The following is a 14,634-nucleotide window of genomic DNA, read 5'->3' as shown; positions in this document are numbered from 1 at the left end:
CGTGGCGCCCGCCGTACCTCCAAACACACCATGTCGATCGCGATGACCGTCGTCGTTGCGCCTTCGCGTCGGCTGCGCATGCTCGCCGCCGGATTCGGCGCATCCCTCGCCGCAGCGGCGCTCGCCGCGGGTCTGCTGTCGCCTGTCCACACACCTGCGGGAACCCTTGTCGCGGCCACGCTGCTGTTCGCCGGCCTATGCCTGCTGCATGCTGCGCTGCGTCCTGCAATGGTGCATCGCATTGATATTTCTGGAGTCGGTCGGCTACGCCTGACGGTACAACAAGATCTGCGGCCCGACGCGCCTGGCGGCATGCAGGTGGCGCTTTTGCCGGGTTCGACGCTGTGGCCGCAGCTGATGCTGCTGCGCCTCGCACCCGTGGATGCCGCCGGCGGCAGGGCGGGCCGAGGGTGCTGCGTTGTCGTTTTCCCCGACAGCGTGGCGCCGGACGCCTTCCGTGCCCTTGCGGTGGCGCTCGGCGCCGTGGCCGGGCTGGGCGCCGTGGTGGTAAACGAACGCGAAATAGGTTGAACTTATTGCAGCGAGCCAACTCTTATTGCAGGAGGACCGCTCGCTGCCGACGGGGCATGGTCCGTGACGACAGAACGCGAGGGTGATCAAGTGTTGGTGGAGCGCGTCCAGGCCGGGGACCGGCAGGCGTTCGACCTGCTCGTGGCCAAATACCAGCGCCGCCTGATGCGCCTGGTGTCGCGCCTCGTCCACGATCCGGCCGAAGCCGAGGACGTGGTCCAGGAAACCTTCATCAAGGCTTTCCGCGCACTGCGTCATTTCCGCGGCGATTCAGCCTTCTACACCTGGCTGTACCGCATCGGAATCAACACGGCGAAGAATTTTCTCGTCACCCAGGGCCGCAGGGCGCCGACCTCCACCGAGGCCGATGCCGAGCGGGCCGAGGGCTTCGAGGACGCGGACAGCCTCAGGGATATCAACACGCCGGAGTCGGTGCTGGCGAGCAAGCAGATTGCGCACACGGTGAATGCGGCGATGGAAGCCCTGCCGCTGGAATTGCGAACCGCAATCGTCTTGCGTGAAATTGAAGGATTGAGCTACGAAGAAATTTCCGAAGTGATGTCGTGTCCGATTGGCACCGTGCGCAGCCGAATTTTCCGTGCACGTGAGGTAATCGCCGAGAAATTGCGCCCATTGCTCGATTACCCGGTTGACAAACGTCGCTAGGTGGCGGGATCGTAGATGGGAACGGCAAATTGAACATACCGACGATGGCGACGGGCAAGAAGATGGACACGAACAAGAAAATGCGCGACTACATATCCGCCTTTGCGGACGGCGAGCTGCCGGACGCCGACCTCGAACTGGCCCTGGCGGCCCTGCGCGAGGCCGACGGCCGCGAAGCCTGGCGGCTCTACCACGAGATCAGCGACGCCCTGCGCGCCGAGCCGGCCGCGCCGAGCCTGTCGCCCGGCTTCGCCGAACGCCTGGCGGCGCGGCTGGCGGCCGAGCCCACGCCCCTGCGGCGCGGAGCGGGCAGGGCGCCGCTCCCCACCGATGCGCTGGCCAAGATCGCACCCGGCGTGGTGGTGGGCGCGGATCCGGTCGATGGCGCCGGCGAGGAGGCGCAGCCCGTGACCACGCTGGCCCCGCTGGACGGGCCGGCCAAGGAATCGCGGAAACGATTGACCTAGCTTGCCGCGCAAGTATCCATAGGGCTATTTCCATTCCTTCTGGCCAAAGGAGTCCCCCATCCGGTGGGGGCACGGGATAAGGCCGGGGCGCGCGACAAAGTGGCGATTTTGGCTTACCATAAAGTCAATCTCAGCCTTGATATCGCCAATCCATGTCCCGACCACTTGCCCGTCTGTTCCTTTCGGCCGCGCTGCTGTCCGGCCTGTCGCTCACTGCCCATGCCGCCGAAGTTGCCAATGCCGCCGCCGCGCAACCCGTGCCCGCCACGCCGACGCTCGTCACCGGCCTGCCCGACTTCTCGAACCTGATCGACAAGGTCGGGCCGGCCGTCGTCAACATCCGCACCACCGAGCGCGTCACCCGCGGCCAGGGCGCCCCGGGAGAGGAAGAGATGCAGGAGTTCCTGCGCCGCTTCTTCGGCGGCCAGATGCCGACACCGCGCGGGCGCCGGGCGCCCCCTGGGCAGGGCGGGCAGGAAGAACAGGTGGCGCGCGGCGTCGGCTCCGGCTTCATCATCTCGCAGGACGGCTTCGTGCTGACCAATGCCCACGTGGTGGAGGGCGCCGACGAGGTCACCGTGACCCTCACCGACCGCCGCGAGTTCAAGGCCAAGGTGCTGGGCGCCGACCGCCGCTCCGACGTCGCCCTGCTGAAGCTGGCCGCCAACAACCTGCCTTACCTGCGCACCGGCGACTCGAGCAAGATCCGGGTTGGCGAGTGGGTGGTGGCGATCGGTTCGCCCTTCAACCTCGATAATACCGTCACCGCCGGCATCATCTCGGCCAAGTCGCGCGATACCGGCGAATACCTGCCGCTGATCCAGTCCGACGTCGCCGTCAACCCCGGCAACTCCGGCGGCCCGCTCATCAATATGCGCGGGGAGGTCATCGGCATCAACTCGCAGATCGCCACGCTGTCCGGCGCCTACAACGGCATTTCCTTCGCCGTACCGATCGACGAGGTGATGCGCGTCGCCGACCAGCTCAAGACCACCGGCAAGGTCACCCGCGGCCGCCTGGGCGTGCAGATCAGCGAAGTCACCAAGGACGTCGCCGAGTCGCTCGGCCTGGGCAAGGCGCGCGGCGCCGAAGTCTCGATGGTCGAAGCCGGCGGGCCGGCGGAGAAGGGCGGCATCAAGGTCGGCGACATCATCCTGAAGTTCAATGGCCAGCCGATCGAGACCACCCGCGACCTGCCGCGCCTGGTGGGCGCGACCAAGGTCGGCACCCGCGCCACCGTCACCGTCTGGCGCCGCGGCGCCCAGCTCGACGTGCCGGTGACCATCGTCGAACTGCAGGAAGAGCGCAGCCCGACCGCCCGTCCGACGCCGAAGAAGCCAAGCCCTGGCGCTGCCCCGAATGCGCTCGGCCTGGTCGTCACCGACATCAGCCCGGCCCAGCGCGGCGAACTGGGTGTGGACGGCGGCGTGCTGGTCGAGAACGCCGACGGCAGCGCGGCGACGGCCGGCATCCGTCCGGGCGACGTGATCTCGCAGGTCGGCAATACGGCGGTGGCGAACGCGGCCCAGTTCAATGCCCTGGTCGCCAAGCTCGATCCGAAGAAGCCGGTGGCCCTGCTGGTACGTCGCGAGAACGTGTCGCAATACGTCGTCGTGAAGCCGCGCCAATAATGTCGCAGCCGACCCGGGTGGTTCCCTTCACGCTGTATTCGCGCAGCTACTGCCACCTCTGCGAAGACATGCTGCAGGCCTTGCTGGCCTTGCAGCAGCAGGGCGAGCGCTTCGAGGTACAGGTCGTCGACGTCGACGCTGACCCGGCGCTCGTCGCCCGCTTCGACGAACTGGTGCCGGTCCTGTACGGCGACCCGGCGGGTGCCGAACTGTGTCATTACTTCCTCGACGCGGCCGCTGCGCGCGGCTGGGCGGACGCCCGCACCGTCGCCGCGGCTTGAATCCGCCCCTCCAGCGCCGCATATTCTCCTTGCCGACACGCAAAAACGGCGCTTTCTGCCCCTCTCCAGGGTCAAAACCGGGCTTTCCCGCCCGGAATCCGGTAAAATGCCGGGTCGGAAAAGCCCGCGCTGATCTTCGGGCTGTTCCCAGCACCATCAAGGCGCTTCGGCCGGGGCCGGCATGCCCCCACGGAGCGCTTTTTTGCATTGTCCGGTTGCCTTAGTCGACCGTATCCGTCGTACCGTCGCCGCCCCAATCGCGGCCCTTTTGGTTTTGAGCTTGTTAATGAACAACATACGTAACTTTTCCATCATCGCCCACATCGACCACGGCAAATCGACCCTGGCCGACCGCATCATCCAGCTGTGCGGCGGGCTGTCGGAACGCGAAATGGATGCGCAGGTGCTCGACTCGATGGACCTGGAGCGCGAGCGCGGCATCACCATCAAGGCCCAGACCGCGGCGCTGCAGTACAAGGCGCGCGATGGCCAGACCTATAACCTGAACCTGATCGACACCCCGGGCCACGTCGACTTCTCCTACGAAGTCTCGCGCTCGCTGTCGGCCTGCGAAGGCGCGCTGCTGGTGGTCGATGCCTCCCAGGGCGTGGAAGCCCAGACCGTCGCCAACTGCTACACCGCCCTCGACCTGGGCGTGGAAGTGGTGCCGATCCTGAACAAGATCGACCTGCCGCACGCCGATCCGGACAACGCCAAGAAGGAAATCGAGGACGTGATCGGCATCGACGCGTCCGACGCCACCACCTGCTCGGCCAAGACCGGCCTGGGCGTGGAAGACGTGCTGGAAACCCTGATCGCGAAGGTTCCGCCGCCCACGGGCGACAAGGATGCGCCGCTGCAGGCCCTGATCGTCGATTCCTGGTACGACCCCTATGTCGGTGTCGTGATGCTGGTGCGCGTGGTCAATGGCACCCTGCGCCCGAAAGAGAAGATCCTCCTGATGGCAACCGGTTCCGTGAACCTGGTCGAGAGCGTCGGCGTGTTCACGCCGCGTTCGGTGTCGCTGCAAGAACTGTCGGCAGGGCAGGTGGGCTTCATCATCGCCGGCATCAAGGAACTGACCGCCGCCAAGGTGGGCGACACCGTCACCCTGGCAGCCAAGCCTGCGCCGGAACCGCTGCCGGGCTTCAAGGAAGTCCAGCCGCAGGTCTTCGCCGGCCTGTTCCCGGTCGAAGCCAACCAGTACGACGCGCTGCGCGACTCGCTGGAAAAGCTGAAGCTGAACGACGCCGCCCTGATGTACGAGCCGGAAGTGTCGCAGGCGCTGGGCTTCGGCTTCCGCTGCGGCTTCCTGGGCCTGCTGCACATGGAGATCGTGCAGGAGCGCCTCGAGCGCGAGTTCGACATGGACCTGATCACCACCGCGCCGACCGTGGTGTACGAGGTCGAGATGCGCGATGGCACCATGGTCCGCGTCGACAACCCGTCGAAGATGCCGGAGCCGTCCAAGATCAACGAGGTGCGCGAGCCGATCGTCGACGTCAACCTGTACATGCCGCAAGAGTATGTTGGCGCGGTCATGACCCTGTGTAACGGCAAGCGCGGCGTCCAGATGGACATGGCCTACCACGGCCGCCAGGTCAAGCTGCACTACGAGATCCCGATGGCGGAAATCGTGCTGGACTTCTTCGACCGCCTGAAGTCGACCTCGCGCGGCTACGCCTCGATGGACTACGAGTTCAAGGAATACCGCGCCGCCGACGTCGTCAAGGTCGACATGCTGATCAACAGCGAGAAGGTCGATGCGCTGGCGATCATCGTGCACCGCGCCAACGCGCCTTACCGCGGACGCCAGGTAGCGGCCAAGATGCGCGAACTGATCCCGCGCCAGATGTTCGACGTGGCGATCCAGGCCGCGATCGGCGCCACCATCATCTCGCGCGAGAACGTCAAGGCGCTGCGCAAGAACGTGCTGGCCAAGTGCTATGGCGGCGACATCTCGCGCAAGAAGAAGCTGCTGGAGAAGCAGAAGGCTGGCAAGAAGCGCATGAAACAGGTCGGTTCCGTGGAGATTCCGCAGGAAGCCTTCCTCGCCATCCTCCAGGTGGAAGAAAAATAATGAACTTGCAACCCATTCTGGGCAACTTCGCCCTGATCCTGTTCGTCTTGATGGTCATCACGGGCGTCATCTGGTGCCTGGATGTGTTCGTTCTCGCCAAGCAGCGCCGCCGCGCTGCCGACGCGGCCCTGCGCGAATACGATGCGCGTAACGCCAAGCTGCAGGCCGAGGGCATCAAGCCCGATACGAGCAAGCGCGCCGAGATCGAGCAGGGCATTCTCCGCCAGCCGGTCTGGATCGAGTACTCGGGCAGCTTCTTCCCGGTGATCGCCCTGGTCTTCGTGCTGCGCTCCTTCCTGTGGGAGCCGTTCAAGATCCCGTCCTCGTCGATGGTGCCGACCCTGCTGGTGGGCGACTTCATCCTCGTGAACAAGTACGCCTACGGCATCCGCCTGCCGATCGTGAACCAGAAGATCATCGAGATCGGTGACCCGCAGCGCGGCGACGTGATGGTGTTCAAGTATCCGAAGGACATGAGCCAGGACTACATCAAGCGTGTCGTTGGCGTGCCGGGTGATAAGATTACCTACGAAAACAAGCGCCTGACCGTGAACGGCAAGCCGGTGGAATACACCCCGCTGGACGACTACCTGGACGACCAGCATCCGATCTACCACAAGCAGTTCATGGAGAATCTGGCGGGCGTACCGCATCGTATCCTGAACACGGACAACAAGCGCACGCTCGACCTCGGCGCTGTCGAGAATTTCCCGCATCGTGAAGCCTGCGAGTACACCTACGATAAATTTACCTGTATCGTACCGGAGGGCAACTATTTCATGATGGGCGATAACCGCGACAACAGTGCCGACAGCCGCTATTGGGGCTTCGTACCGGACAAGAACATTGTTGGCAAGGCGATCGTCGTCTGGATGAACTTCGGCAATCCGAAACGGATTGGCGGCATCCAGTAACAACGGAGAAAACCAATGTTCACTTCGCGTCAACCGCAATCCTTCTCGCGCCAGGCCGGCATTTCGCTGACCGGACTGATCTTCGTCCTGGCCGTGCTCGGCGTCGCCGCCGTGTTCGCCATGAAGCTGATTCCGACCTATATGGAGTACAGTGCGATCAAGGGAGCAATGCAGCGCGCGAAGGAAACCGGCGGCACGAACCGCGAAATGCAGGTAGCCTTCGACAAGAACGCCGACATGAACAACGTCACCGCCATCCGTGGCGCCGACCTCGTCATCACCCGCGACAACGGCGAACCGCAGCTCAGCTTCGCCTACGAGAAGCGGGTATCGCTGATGGGCAATGTCAGCCTGGTGATCGACTACGAAGGCACCACCGATCCGAGCGGCGAGGTGGCCGCCAAGGACGCTCCCGCAGAAGGCGGACAGTAAAACCGCGCCCGGGCAGCCGGGTGCTATCAAGAGACACGATGAATCTACAGTTATTGCAAACGCGCCTGGCTTACACCTTCCGGGACACGGGCCTGCTCCAGCAAGCCCTGACCCACCGTAGCCATAGCGCGGTGCATAACGAACGCCTGGAATTCCTCGGCGACTCGATCCTGAACTGCGTGGTCGCCTCGATCCTGTACGAACGTTTCACCAACCTGGACGAGGGCGACCTGTCGCGCCTGCGCGCCAACCTGGTCAAGCAGCAGTCGCTGTTCGAGATCGCCCAGAAGCTCGAGCTCTCGCAGTTCCTGCGCCTGGGCGAGGGCGAGCTGAAATCGGGCGGCTTCCGCCGTCCCTCGATCCTGGCCGACACCCTGGAAGCCCTGCTGGGCGCGATCTTCCTCGACACCGGTTTCGATGCCGCGCGCGACGTGATCCGCGCCTTCATCATTCCGCTGCTGGATACCGTCGATCCGGCCACCCTGGGCAAGGATGCCAAGACCCTGCTGCAGGAATTCCTGCAGAGCAAGAAGATCTCGCTGCCGACCTATAACGTGGTGGCGACCCATGGCGCCGCCCACAGCCAGGAATTCGAGGTCGAATGCCTGGTGCCCAAGCTGAACGTGCAGGTCTTCGGCCGTGGCGGCAGCCGCCGCGCCGGCGAGCAGGCCGCCGCCCGGCTGGCACTCGAGGCCGCCCAGGCGGCCCTGACCAAGTCGCCGTCCAGCCGCAAGAGCAAACCGCGCGCTGCCCAGCTGAAACTGGGCATCGGCACCATCCAGGGCGATACGGCTTCGGCGCCAACGGAACAACCAGGAAATACACCAGCATGAGCACCACCCCAGAACAATTCCGCTGCGGCTATATCGCCATCGTCGGCCGCCCGAACGTCGGCAAGTCGACCCTGATGAACGTGCTGATCGGCGCCAAGGTGTCGATCACCTCGCGCAAGGCCCAGACCACGCGCCACCGCATCACCGGCATCCAGACCCGTGACGACGCCCAGTACATCTACGTCGACACGCCGGGCTTCCAGACCCGCCATGCGAATGCGCTGAACAAGACGCTGAACAAGACCGTCTCGAACACGCTCACTTCTTCGGACGTGATCCTGTTCCTGGTCGAGGCGGGCACCTTCGGCCCGGCCGACCAGCAGGTGCTGGACCTGCTGCCGAAGAACGTGCCGGTGGTGCTGGTCATCAATAAATCGGACCGCATGAAGGACAAGGCCGTCCTGATGCCGTTTGCGCAGAAGGTTGCGGCCCTGCGCGACTTCGCCGCCATCGTGCCGGTGTCGGCCAAGATGCGTTTCCAGGTCGATGCCCTGGAAGCCGAGATCAAGCGCCACCTGCCGGAAAACCCGCCGGTCTTCGGCCCGGACGACATCACCGACCGCAGCGAAAAATTCCTCGCCGCCGAGATCGTGCGCGAAAAAGTGTTCCGCCTGCTGGGCGACGAGCTGCCCTACACGAGCACCGTGCTGGTCGAACAGTTCCAGCAGGAGGGCAATCTGCGCCGCATCTTCTGCGCCATCCTGGTCGAGCGCGATACCCACAAGTCCATGATCATTGGGAACAAGGGAGCGCGCCTGAAAGAGATCTCGACCCAGTCGCGCCTGGACATGGAAAAGCTGTTCGGTGGCCCGGTGTACCTGGAAATCTGGGTCAAGGTAAAATCAGGGTGGGCCGACAACGAAGCCGGCCTGCGCGCCTACGGTTACGAGTAATCCCTGGAGGCCGTTCTAGAGCGCATGCCCAGCACAGACGACCTCATCGACACGCCGGAACAGGCTGTTCCGGCGACTGCAAAACGCAGCCGCCCACCCGTACGCGACACCCGCGTGACGGGCCAGCCCGGCTTCGTCCTGCACAGCTACCCCTACAAGGAAACCAGCCTCATCGTGGACATGTTCACGCGCGACTTCGGCCGCGTGGGCGTGGTCGCGAAGGGCGCCAAGCGGCCGCTCTCCAAACTGCGCGGCGTGCTGCAGACCTTCCAGCCGCTCTCGCTCTCCTTCAGCGGCAAGTCGGAACTGCGCACCCTGATCGACGCCGAGTGGGTGGGCGGCATGCTGCCGCTGGAGCGGACCGCGCTGCTGTGCGGCTTTTATCTCAACGAGCTGCTGGTGAAGCTGCTGGCCCGCGATGACAAGCATCCGGCCCTGTTCGACCACTATGTCTCGACCTTGAACCAGCTGGCCCATGGCGAGCCGCCGCCCATCGTCTTGCGAAAGTTCGAACGGGCCCTACTTAAGGAAACGGGCGTCGCCGCCGACCTGGGGCGCTGCACGACGACGCGTGGGCCCGTGGACCCGGCCTGCGACTATGTGGTCGACCCCGAGAAGGGCGCGCGCGAGGCACTGCCCGCCGACGTCTGGCCTGTCGTGAGCGGCAAGACCCTGCTCGACATGGAGGGCGAGGACTACAGCGACCCGGCCACCCAGGCGCAGAGCAAGCAGCTGATGCGCTTCCTGCTGGCCCACCACCTGAACGGCGCGCCGCTGAACACGCGCCAGATATTGATCGACCTCAGCCAGCTTTAATTAACGATAGAACCGACATGAGCTTCCTCCAACCCGCAGGCCCCGTCATCGACCTGGGCGTCAACATCGACCACATCGCCACCGTGCGTAACGCCCGCGGCACCAGCTATCCGGACCCGATCCGCGCCGCGCTGCTGGCCGAGCAGGCCGGCGCCGACCTGATCACCCTGCACCTGCGTGAAGACCGCCGCCACATCAAGGATGCGGACGTGCTGGCCCTGCGCCCGCAGCTGGCCACCCGCATGAACCTGGAGGCGGCCGTCACCACCGAGATGATCGACTTCGCCTGCCGCGTGAAGCCCCAGGACGTGTGCCTGGTGCCCGAGCGCCGCGAAGAGGTGACCACCGAGGGCGGCCTGGACGTGATCCGCTACTACAAGGAAGTGGAAGCCGCGGTGAAGCAGCTGAAGGAAGAGGGCATCCGCGTCTCGCTCTTCATCGATGCGGACGAAGCCCAGATCGAGGCGGCGAAGAACGTGGGCGCGACCGTGATCGAGCTGCATACGGGCCGCTATGCGGAAGCGGAAGGCGAGGAAGCGCTGCGCGAGATCGAGCGCATCAAGGCGGGCGTGCATGCGGGCGCTTCGCGCGGCCTGCGCGTGAACGCCGGCCACGGCCTGCACTACACGAACGTCCAGCCGATCGCGGCCATCCCCGACATCCACGAGCTGAACATCGGCCACGCCATCGTCGCCCATGCCCTGTTCGCTGGCTGGGAGAACGCGGTGCGCGAGATGAAGGCGATCATGGTCGCCGCGCGCCTGGGCGTGCGGTACGGGCAGGGTGCGTAAATGATCTACGGGATCGGCACCGACATCGTCCAGATCTCGCGTGTCGAGGCGGCCCTTCTACGGAGCGGGCCGCGCTTCGCCGAGAAGATCCTCGGCCCCGAGGAACTGGTGAAGTACCATGCACGCAGCGCGAAACATGCGGTGCGGGGACTGCGTTTCCTGGCCACGCGCTTCTCGGCCAAGGAAGCGTTTTCGAAGGCGATCGGGCTGGGCATGCGCATGCCCATGACCTGGCGCTCGGCCCAGATGTTCAACGCGCCCGGCGGCAAGCCGACCATCGTGTGCAGCGGGGCATTGGCGGAATTCATGCGCGCGAATGGCTTGAGCGCGCAGGTGTCGATCAGCGACGAGGCGGATTATGCCGTGGCTTTCGTGATCGTGACCAAGGACGTGGCCGCATAAGGTAGAAGTGAGCAGGACGTGAGCAAGGAAGAGCAGGGCTCCGCGCAAGAGGCGGTCGCCCATGTGGCGAGCGGCGGGGCGGCGATGCCGGCGCCGGCAGCAAAACCGGCGCGCATCGGCGCCGCCAGACCCAGGATCAGGAAACAGGAGTCGGTCGCGCCACGGGTGCGGCCGGACAGTTGGCAGGCCATGAAAGAAGAATTGAAAGCGACATTGAAGGGCGACGCCGCGCAACCGGTGCAGCCGAGCGAAGCGGCGCGCGAACAGGTGCTCGCCACGGTGGCGAAACTGCCTGGTCTGCCGGGCGTCTACCGCTACTTCGACGCCAACCAGAACGTGCTCTACGTGGGCAAGGCGCGCAACCTCAAGAACCGCGTCTCGAGCTACTTCCAGAAGAACCTCTCGAGCCCGCGCATCGCCATGATGGTGTCGCAGATCGCGCACCTGGAAACGACGGTGACGAGCAGCGAGGCGGAAGCGCTGATCCTGGAAAACAACCTGATCAAGACGCTCAAGCCGCGCTACAACATCCTGTTCCGCGACGATAAATCGTACCCCTACATCCGCATCACCGGCGGAGAAGCGCCGCGCCTGGGCTACTACCGCGGCGCGCTCGACAAGAAGAACCAGTACTTCGGTCCTTTCCCATCCGCCTGGGCGGCCAAGGAATCGATCCAGCTGCTGCAGCGGGTCTTCCTGCTGCGCACCTGCGAGGACAGCGTCTACAGCAACCGCACGCGTCCCTGCCTGCTGCACCAGATCGGCCGCTGCAGCGCGCCCTGCGTCGACCTGATCACGCCCGAAGACTACGCGCGCGACGTCGACAACGCGGCGCGCTTCCTGCGCGGCCGCCAGACCGAGGTGCTGGCGGACCTCGAGGAGAAGATGCAGGCCTACGCGATGGAGCTCAAGTTCGAGCAGGCCGCCAGCATCCGCAACCAGATCCAGGCCTTGTCGAAGGTGCTGCACGCGCAGAGCATGGAGACGGTGGGCGACGCCGACGTCGACGTGATCGCCGTGGTGGTGCAGGGCGGCCGCGCCTGCGTGAACCTGGCCATGGTGCGCGGCGGGCGCCACCTGGGCGACCGCGCCTATTTCCCCACGCATGTGGGCGAGTCGCTCGGGGAATGTCCGATCGAGGTCGAGGTGCTGTGTGCCTTCCTGGCCCAGCACTATGCGGGCCAGTTCATCCCGGGCACGCTGATCCTGAACATCGAGTTCGACCAGCCGGAGCTGATCGTGGCCTTGAGCGAGCAGTGCGGACACCGTATCAACCTGATCTTCCAGCCGCAAGGCCAGCGCCGCCAGTGGCTGGAGATGGCCTGCAAGGGCGCCGAGATCGCGCTGGCGCGCCTGCTGTCCGAGCAGGGCTCGCAGCAGGCGCGCACCCGCGCGCTGGCCGATGTGCTGCAGCTCGACCAGGACACCCTGGATGAGCTGCGCATCGAGTGCTTCGACATCAGCCACACGGCGGGCGAGGCGACGCAAGCCTCCTGCGTGGTCTTCCACCACCACCAGATGCAGAACGGCGAGTACCGCCGCTTCAACATCAACGGCATCACGCCGGGCGACGACTACGCCGCCATGCGCCAGGTGCTGCAGCGCCGCTACGAGAAGGTGGCCAATGGGGAGGGCGTCATGCCCGACATCGTGCTGGTCGACGGCGGCAAGGGCCAGGTCGAGATGGCGCGCCAGGTCTTCGAGGAGCTGGGTCTGCCCATCTCGATGATCGTCGGCGTGGCGAAAGGGGAGGGCCGCCGCGTGGGCCTGGAGACCCTGATCTTCGCCGACGGCCGCGCGCCGCAGGAGCTGGGCAAGGAATCGGCTGCCCTGATGCTGGTGGCGATGATCCGCGACGAGGCCCACCGCTTCGCGATCACCGGCATGCGCGCCAAGCGCGCCAAGGCGAGACAAGCTTCGCGCCTGGAGGAGATCGAAGGCATCGGCGCCAAGCGCCGCCAGCGCCTGCTGGCGCGCTTCGGCGGGCTGCGTGGCGTGATCGACGCCAGCGTGGAAGACCTGATGTCGGTGGAGGGCATCTCGAGTACGCTGGCGGAAGAGATCTACCGCCAGCTGCACTGATTCCGACCGGGGCCATGCCCCGGTTTTCTTTTGGGCGTTCACATACAGACGAGTCACCTAGTCCAATTTGCAATACCCATGTAGACTAACGCCCACACTTTCATTCCCGTAATCAGTGCTTTTTCCATGCCTTTCAACATCCCGATTCTCCTGACCTGGTTACGCGTCGCGCTGATTCCCCTCGTTGTCGGTGTCTTCTACCTCCCCGCCCACTGGCTCCCGCTGGCCGACCGCAACCTGGCGGCCACGCTTGTGTTCGTGATCGCCGCCATTACCGACTGGTTCGACGGCTTTTTGGCCAGGCGCTGGAACCAGACCTCGGCCTTCGGGGCCTTCCTCGATCCGGTGGCGGATAAACTGATGGTGGCCGGCGCGCTGCTGGTGCTGGTGCAGCTGGACCGGGTCAACGCCATCATCGCCTTCATCATCATCGGCCGCGAGATCACCATCTCGGCGCTGCGTGAATGGATGGCGCAGATCGGCGCGACCAAGTCGGTGGCCGTCAGTTCGCTCGGCAAGATCAAGACCGCCGCCCAGATGACCGCGATCCCGATGCTGCTCTTCCACGATGTCATTGCCGGCATCGACACCCACTACTGGGGCGAGTACTTCCTGTGGCTGGCCGGCGTGCTGACCGTGTGGTCGATGTTCTACTACCTGCGCAAGGCCTGGCCGCTGATCAAGGAGAAGGCAGGTTCGCTTTAACGGCCCTAATGAGAAATAAGAAATGTTCGGTGTCATCCTTGACGTACGGAATAGAATCTCTATAATGCCTGCCTGTTGCGACGACATCGTTGCAGAATGAAAGACGAAGCGGGAGTAGCTCAGTTGGTAGAGCGCAACCTTGCCAAGGTTGAGGTCGAGAGTTCGAGACTCTTCTCCCGCTCCAAAGTTTCAAGATGATCAGTGCTCTGCACGATAGGCAATCTTGAAAAAATGTCAAAGTTCTGTAATAATGATTGTCCTGAACGCGGGAGTAGCTCAGTTGGTAGAGCGCAACCTTGCCAAGGTTGAGGTCGAGAGTTCGAGACTCTTCTCCCGCTCCAGTTTGCCTCACGGTGAGTTGGCGCGACAGGCGTAACAGGTAGTAAGACTCCAATGCGGGAGTAGCTCAGTTGGTAGAGCGCAACCTTGCCAAGGTTGAGGTCGAGAGTTCGAGACTCTTCTCCCGCTCCACAGGTTTTACGACAAAGATGAACTCCAATGCGGGAGTAGCTCAGTTGGTAGAGCGCAACCTTGCCAAGGTTGAGGTCGAGAGTTCGAGACTCTTCTCCCGCTCCAGAATTCTTGAGAAGATTTTCCTTCTCGGTTGACACGGCACATAACCGGCCGGGTCAACTCTCCCAAGATCACCTCTGGCGAGGTAGCAAAGCGGTTATGCAGCGGCCTGCAAAGCCGTCTAGACGGGTTCGACTCCCGTCCTCGCCTCCAGAACGTATCTAGCGCGGGCCCTTCGGGGCCCGTTGCTTTTCCAACCCGGGTCCGTGCAATTGCATTCATGACAGATGTGCAAGGCTTGCGGCAGCGCATAAGCTCATGCGGCCAGTGGCCTAAGATAGGTTCTGGCGAGGTAGCAAAGAGGTTATGCAGCGGCCTGCAAAGCCGCCGAGACAGGTTCGATTCCTGTCCTCGCCTCCAAATCAGAACGGGTCCCATTCGGGGCCCGTTTGCGTTGGTGCGCCCGGCAAAGCCGCACACCTGTCTCATCCATGCCTGGACTTCCTGCGCGCCTGCGCCTTCCGTTTTTTGCCGGGTTCTTCGCTGCGACCGCGCGGCGCTTCGTGTCCGGAACGGCACGGGCATCTGGATGCCGCC

The 14,634-nt window shown here is 64.3% G+C and carries 15 protein-coding genes and 6 tRNA genes; all 21 read left to right on the top strand.

Features of this window, described 5'->3' with window-relative positions; genetic code table 11:
• Window positions 1-30: 30 nt before the first annotated feature.
• A complete protein-coding gene (locus tag NX780_RS17775; RefSeq protein WP_258829208.1) occupies window positions 31-531 on the top strand; it encodes a hypothetical protein in 501 nt (166 codons plus the stop codon).
• A 63-nt stretch (window positions 532-594) separates the two neighbouring features.
• A complete protein-coding gene (gene rpoE, locus NX780_RS17770) occupies window positions 595-1,197 on the top strand; it encodes an RNA polymerase sigma factor RpoE (protein WP_258829207.1) in 603 nt (200 codons plus the stop codon).
• A 29-nt stretch (window positions 1,198-1,226) separates the two neighbouring features.
• Window positions 1,227-1,664 (top strand): RseA family anti-sigma factor, encoded by a 438-nt coding sequence (locus NX780_RS17765; RefSeq protein WP_258829206.1) that lies wholly within the window; start codon window positions 1,227-1,229, stop codon window positions 1,662-1,664.
• Between the two features lie 152 nt (window positions 1,665-1,816).
• A complete protein-coding gene (locus NX780_RS17760) occupies window positions 1,817-3,295 on the top strand; it encodes a DegQ family serine endoprotease (protein ID WP_258829205.1) in 1,479 nt (492 codons plus the stop codon).
• A complete protein-coding gene (locus tag NX780_RS17755; RefSeq protein WP_258829204.1) occupies window positions 3,295-3,576 on the top strand; it encodes a glutaredoxin family protein in 282 nt (93 codons plus the stop codon). The genes NX780_RS17760 and NX780_RS17755 overlap by 1 nt, the downstream gene beginning before the upstream one ends.
• 286 nt (window positions 3,577-3,862) lie before the next feature.
• Window positions 3,863-5,656, top strand: a complete 1,794-nt coding sequence (gene lepA, locus NX780_RS17750) for a translation elongation factor 4 (RefSeq protein WP_258829203.1) — start codon at window positions 3,863-3,865, stop codon at window positions 5,654-5,656.
• Entirely contained in the window at window positions 5,656-6,570 is a 915-nt protein-coding gene (gene lepB / locus NX780_RS17745; RefSeq protein ID WP_258829202.1) for a signal peptidase I, read from the top strand. Before lepA ends, lepB begins: the two co-directional genes overlap by 1 nt.
• A 15-nt stretch (window positions 6,571-6,585) precedes the next feature.
• On the top strand, window positions 6,586-7,002 hold the full coding sequence (locus NX780_RS17740) for a DUF4845 domain-containing protein (RefSeq protein WP_258829201.1): 417 nt from the start codon (window positions 6,586-6,588) through the stop codon (window positions 7,000-7,002).
• Between the two features lie 38 nt (window positions 7,003-7,040).
• On the top strand, window positions 7,041-7,835 hold the full coding sequence (rnc, locus tag NX780_RS17735; protein ID WP_258829200.1) for a ribonuclease III: 795 nt from the start codon (window positions 7,041-7,043) through the stop codon (window positions 7,833-7,835).
• Complete coding sequence (era, locus tag NX780_RS17730; RefSeq protein WP_258829199.1) at window positions 7,832-8,728, top strand: GTPase Era; 897 nt, start codon at window positions 7,832-7,834, stop codon at window positions 8,726-8,728. Before rnc ends, era begins: the two co-directional genes overlap by 4 nt.
• Before the next feature lie 24 nt (window positions 8,729-8,752).
• The gene (gene recO / locus NX780_RS17725; protein ID WP_258829198.1) at window positions 8,753-9,544 is read left to right on the top strand and encodes a DNA repair protein RecO; all 792 of its coding nucleotides are present in this window, start codon (window positions 8,753-8,755) and stop codon (window positions 9,542-9,544) included.
• Between the two features lie 17 nt (window positions 9,545-9,561).
• Window positions 9,562-10,335: a pyridoxine 5'-phosphate synthase gene (locus NX780_RS17720; protein WP_258829197.1), complete on the top strand. Its 774-nt coding sequence runs from the start codon at window positions 9,562-9,564 to the stop codon at window positions 10,333-10,335.
• Window positions 10,336-10,737, top strand: a complete 402-nt coding sequence (gene acpS / locus NX780_RS17715) for a holo-ACP synthase (protein ID WP_258829196.1) — start codon at window positions 10,336-10,338, stop codon at window positions 10,735-10,737.
• Window positions 10,738-10,821: 84 nt separating this feature from the next.
• On the top strand, window positions 10,822-12,819 hold the full coding sequence (uvrC, locus tag NX780_RS17710) for an excinuclease ABC subunit UvrC (protein WP_258829246.1): 1,998 nt from the start codon (window positions 10,822-10,824) through the stop codon (window positions 12,817-12,819).
• Between the two features lie 126 nt (window positions 12,820-12,945).
• Window positions 12,946-13,524: a CDP-diacylglycerol--glycerol-3-phosphate 3-phosphatidyltransferase gene (gene pgsA, locus NX780_RS17705; protein WP_258829195.1), complete on the top strand. Its 579-nt coding sequence runs from the start codon at window positions 12,946-12,948 to the stop codon at window positions 13,522-13,524.
• A gap of 108 nt (window positions 13,525-13,632) precedes the next feature.
• Window positions 13,633-13,708 (top strand) — tRNA-Gly (locus NX780_RS17700).
• Between the two features lie 81 nt (window positions 13,709-13,789).
• Window positions 13,790-13,865 (top strand) — tRNA-Gly (locus tag NX780_RS17695).
• A 54-nt stretch (window positions 13,866-13,919) separates the two neighbouring features.
• A tRNA-Gly gene (locus tag NX780_RS17690) sits at window positions 13,920-13,995 on the top strand.
• Window positions 13,996-14,024: 29 nt separating this feature from the next.
• A tRNA-Gly gene (locus tag NX780_RS17685) sits at window positions 14,025-14,100 on the top strand.
• 76 nt (window positions 14,101-14,176) lie between these two features.
• Window positions 14,177-14,250 (top strand) — tRNA-Cys (locus NX780_RS17680).
• 133 nt (window positions 14,251-14,383) lie between these two features.
• Window positions 14,384-14,457 (top strand) — tRNA-Cys (locus NX780_RS17675).
• Window positions 14,458-14,634 lie beyond the last annotated feature (177 nt).

This window comes from Massilia agri, assembly GCF_024753255.1.
Taxonomy (GTDB): domain Bacteria; phylum Pseudomonadota; class Gammaproteobacteria; order Burkholderiales; family Burkholderiaceae_D; genus Telluria; species Telluria agri.
The sequence above is the reverse complement of the archived record's forward strand: the minus strand, read 5'-3'. Positions and strand labels throughout refer to the sequence as shown.

Coding starts and splice junctions, on each gene's coding strand:
- uvrC (WP_258829246.1), top strand. CDS start 10,822: ATGCCGGCGCCGGCAGCAAAACCGGCGCGCATCGGCGCCGCCAGACCC.
- recO (WP_258829198.1), top strand. CDS start 8,753: ATGCCCAGCACAGACGACCTCATCGACACGCCGGAACAGGCTGTTCCG.
- NX780_RS17755 (WP_258829204.1), top strand. CDS start 3,295: ATGTCGCAGCCGACCCGGGTGGTTCCCTTCACGCTGTATTCGCGCAGC.
- NX780_RS17760 (WP_258829205.1), top strand. CDS start 1,817: ATGTCCCGACCACTTGCCCGTCTGTTCCTTTCGGCCGCGCTGCTGTCC.
- NX780_RS17775 (WP_258829208.1), top strand. CDS start 31: ATGTCGATCGCGATGACCGTCGTCGTTGCGCCTTCGCGTCGGCTGCGC.
- NX780_RS17720 (WP_258829197.1), top strand. CDS start 9,562: ATGAGCTTCCTCCAACCCGCAGGCCCCGTCATCGACCTGGGCGTCAAC.
- pgsA (WP_258829195.1), top strand. CDS start 12,946: ATGCCTTTCAACATCCCGATTCTCCTGACCTGGTTACGCGTCGCGCTG.
- lepB (WP_258829202.1), top strand. CDS start 5,656: ATGAACTTGCAACCCATTCTGGGCAACTTCGCCCTGATCCTGTTCGTC.
- acpS (WP_258829196.1), top strand. CDS start 10,336: ATGATCTACGGGATCGGCACCGACATCGTCCAGATCTCGCGTGTCGAG.
- lepA (WP_258829203.1), top strand. CDS start 3,863: ATGAACAACATACGTAACTTTTCCATCATCGCCCACATCGACCACGGC.
- NX780_RS17740 (WP_258829201.1), top strand. CDS start 6,586: ATGTTCACTTCGCGTCAACCGCAATCCTTCTCGCGCCAGGCCGGCATT.
- era (WP_258829199.1), top strand. CDS start 7,832: ATGAGCACCACCCCAGAACAATTCCGCTGCGGCTATATCGCCATCGTC.
- rnc (WP_258829200.1), top strand. CDS start 7,041: ATGAATCTACAGTTATTGCAAACGCGCCTGGCTTACACCTTCCGGGAC.